The sequence below is a fragment of the Thomasclavelia sp. genome, from assembly GCF_017889095.1.
Lineage (GTDB): Bacteria > Bacillota_I > Bacilli_A > Erysipelotrichales > Coprobacillaceae > Thomasclavelia.
In genome coordinates this window covers 1-3,606 of the sequence record NZ_JAGHEW010000192.1, presented here as the reverse complement: position 1 = coordinate 3,606, position 3,606 = coordinate 1, and the positions used below count along the sequence as shown (strand labels likewise).

Genomic DNA, 3,606 nt, shown 5'->3' with positions numbered 1-3,606 from the left:
TTATTTAGCTTATTAATAAAATCTAGATAATTCATAGTTTCATCTACTAATAATTGATTAGGGTCATCTAATTCTAAAATTTTTTGTATCTGCAAAATCCGATTATTTAATCGTGAAATACTTTTTTCTAAATCCTGACGATCATACGCTAACCGAAAACACAAATCAACTTGTTCAACATATTTTCCACATTTAATAATATTTTTTTCAAAAGCATTACAAGCTAACTGAATATATGATAAAGTTGCTGAAGTTATCTCTTCCCGTAATACAATCGCATTATCATAAGCTCGCAACAAATTAGAAATAAGAGAATCAGGATTATCACGATCATATAAATATGAAGTAACAAAATGAGCATCATTTAAATAAAAGTCATCAATATCTAACTGTTTGCAATAATCATGATAGGCATGTTCGTCCCCATCAATTATCCGATCAAAAATATCTTGATAAGCTGTGATTGAAATAAATACTCTTTCAATGTAACGTCCTAGCCAATATAAGTTATTAGCTTTTTCTATCGTGAAAGCACTCATGTATCTTTAAACCCTCCTCCTTGTGATGAATTTACAACAAACGACCCTTCTTTACGGGCATAGCGGGTTAAACCGCTTGGCCAAACTTTTGTCTTTTCTCCTGATAAAACAAAAGCTCGTAAATCGGCTTTTCGCATTACCTTTTTACCATGTTCATTAACTGGTAAATCAACAAAATCAATTACTTCCTGACCAATCCAGCGCCGTGGCTGTTCAATGATTAAATTCTTTAAATTGGCCAATTCATCTTTATTTAAATCAGCACCAAAAATCACGCCATAACCACCAGCTTCAGAAACATCTTTAATAACTAACTTTTCCAAATTGGCAACAACATAATCTAAATCTGCTTTAAAATACGGCAAATAAGTTGGTGCATTGTTTAAAATTGGTTTTTCATGCAAATAATATTCGATCATTTTAGGCACAAAATAATAAATCCCTTTATCATCAGCTACCCCATTACCAGGCGCATTAATTATCGCAACATTATTTGAACGATAAACCGCCATTAAGTTTGCAACCCCAATTACCGATTCTGGCAAAAAAGTCATTGGATCAAGATATTCATCAGAAATTCTTTGATATAACGAACCAACTTTGATTTTCAGTCCAACATGATTTTTATAAAATAACATATTATTTTCAACGACCAGTTCCTGCGGCGAAGCCAATATAGCCCCTGTTTTCTCTGCCAAAAAAGAATGTTCAAAATATGCTGAATTATATCTTCCTGGTGTTAAAATAACGTTTATTCCACCACAATTTACATAATCCATTACTTCTTTTAACATTTGTCCATAACTGCGATTATCAATAATAGAGTTATTGATAAATGTCATTGGCGAAGCCCTTCTGGTTAATTCTCTAGCTATCATTGGATAACTTGCCCCCGAAGGTATTCTTAAATTGTCTTCAAGAACATACCAATTCTTATCCTTGCCTTGTACTAAATCAATCCCCGAAATATGACTATAAATCCCTTTTGAAGGTACCACATTATAACACTCATGGAAATAACCTTTAGAAATATATATAAATTCTTCAGGAATAACTCCATCTTTAACAATTTCCTGTTTTGTATAGATATCTTTTAAGAACATATTTAAGCTGTTTACTCGCTGAATCAATCCTTTTTCTAGATATTCAAACTCTTTAGCTTCGATAATTCTCGGCAAAGTATCAAATGGAAAGAAATTTTCATGAAATTCATTGTTTTTATAAATTCCAAATTTAACCCCATATCGTTTTAATAGCTCATTGATACTTTTTTCATGTTTTACCAAACCTTCCATATTAATCCCCCATTTTTTATTATATTAATAATATTTTATTATCAATATAATACTTTATCTTAAAGGGATTGTCAATATGCTCCCAAATAAAAAACCTCCAAGTCACCGGAGGTTTATAAATCAATTTCTTTTTTCCACAATCCATGAAGATTACAATATTCATAAACTGTAGCTTTTCCACTTTTACCAGCAACATTAAATTTAGCAACTGGTTCATCTTCTGGAGTCAATGTAACTTTCATTGCACTACCATCTTCGAATTCCACCCAGATATTACTAATTAAATGCTCTGCTGTCATTGGATGCATTACTTCACCAACAGCTGCAACTAGATAATCACCTTCAACTTTAACAACTGGTACATGTTTTTCAACTGCAGCATCAACTGATCCAGCAACAACTTCCTGCATTGGTTTTCCACAACACATTACTGGTACTTTGTGGTCTTCGACCATTTCTACAACATTGCCACAAACTGGGCATTTTAATAGTTTCATTACTAAAACCTCCTTTATGTTTTAATCTATCCCTTGCATCTTTATAATAGCACAATTAAATAATAATAGTTACTAATATGCTTTATATTTTTCGGTCATTATTATCTACACCTATTATAGCATCCCCATTTTTATTTTATTTATACAAATCCAGCTTTTATAAAATACGATTATTTTATAAAAAAAGAAGGCCATTATCGACCTTCTTAGTTTCATTATCCTAAATTTTCAATCATAGCAATATATGAATCTACTTGTAATGAAGCTCCACCAACTAAAGCTCCGTCAATATCAGGTTGTTCTAATAAAGTTTTTAAACCTTCAGGTTTTACAGATCCACCATATTGAATTCTAATTGCATCAGCAACTTCTTGATCATATAAATCAGCAATTACGCTACGGATATATGCGCATACATCTTGAGCAATTTCATTAGTAGCTGTTTTACCAGTACCAATTGCCCAAACTGGTTCATAAGCAATTACTGTGCGTGCAGCACATTTAGGACATACATCTTTAAATGCAGCAACAGTTTGTTTTTTAACTACATCTTTAGTAGTTCCGGCTTCATATTCTTCTAATGTTTCCCCAACACATACGATTGGAGTCATATCATTTTTCAATACTTGAACCATTTTAGCGTTAACTGTTTCATCAGTTTCACCAAAATATTGTCTTCTTTCAGAGTGTCCTAAGATAACCCATTCAACTCCGATTTCTTTTAACATTTCAACACTAACTTCACCAGTATAAGCTCCGCTATCTTTGAAATGGCAGTTTTCAGCAGCAACTAATAATTTTTTAGCTTCTGCTTTAGCAGTTTGTAATGCTAGATATGGAGTTGCAATTCCCCAATCAGCACTATCACTAACTTTTCCATCAACCGCTTCAACAAACGCTTTAGTATCAGCGATTGTTTTATTCATTTTCCAGTTTCCTACAATAATTGGTTTTCTCATTATCTTTTTCCCCTTATTATTTATCATCAATTGCAGCAATACCAGGAAGAACTTTACCTTCCATATATTCTAATGAAGCTCCTCCACCAGTTGAGATATGAGAAACTTTATCTTTATATCCTAATTGCATAACAGCATCAGCGCTATCTCCACCCCCGATAATTGTATTAGCACCATCTAAGTTAGCTAAAGCTTCACACACTTCGATTGTTCCTTTTGCAAATGTATCCATTTCAAATACACCCATTGGTCCATTCCAGATAACTGTTTTAGCACCTTCCAATGCTTTTTTGATGTTTTCAACAGATTTAGGTCC

The 3,606-nt window shown here is 32.5% G+C and carries 5 protein-coding genes; all 5 read right to left on the bottom strand.

From position 1 onward, the window contains the following. Positions 1–539, bottom strand: a 539-nt coding sequence (locus J7M77_RS08215) for an alpha-E domain-containing protein (protein WP_296877352.1), incomplete at its 3' end; no start/stop codon positions are given. Further along, positions 536–1,834 (bottom strand): circularly permuted type 2 ATP-grasp protein, encoded by a 1,299-nt coding sequence (locus tag J7M77_RS08210; RefSeq protein WP_296877350.1) that lies wholly within the window; start codon positions 1,832–1,834, stop codon positions 536–538. The genes J7M77_RS08210 and J7M77_RS08215, both read right to left, overlap by 4 nt. 113 nt (positions 1,835–1,947) lie before the next feature. Beyond that, positions 1,948–2,331, bottom strand: coding sequence for a desulfoferrodoxin family protein (locus J7M77_RS08205; RefSeq protein WP_296877349.1), 384 nt, complete (start codon positions 2,329–2,331; stop codon positions 1,948–1,950). 215 nt (positions 2,332–2,546) lie between these two features. Then, positions 2,547–3,290: a triose-phosphate isomerase gene (gene tpiA / locus J7M77_RS08200; RefSeq protein ID WP_296877348.1), complete on the bottom strand. Its 744-nt coding sequence runs from the start codon at positions 3,288–3,290 to the stop codon at positions 2,547–2,549. Between the two features lie 16 nt (positions 3,291–3,306). Then, a partial coding sequence (pgk, locus tag J7M77_RS08195; RefSeq protein ID WP_296877347.1) for a phosphoglycerate kinase occupies positions 3,307–3,606 on the bottom strand: 300 nt, incomplete at its 5' end.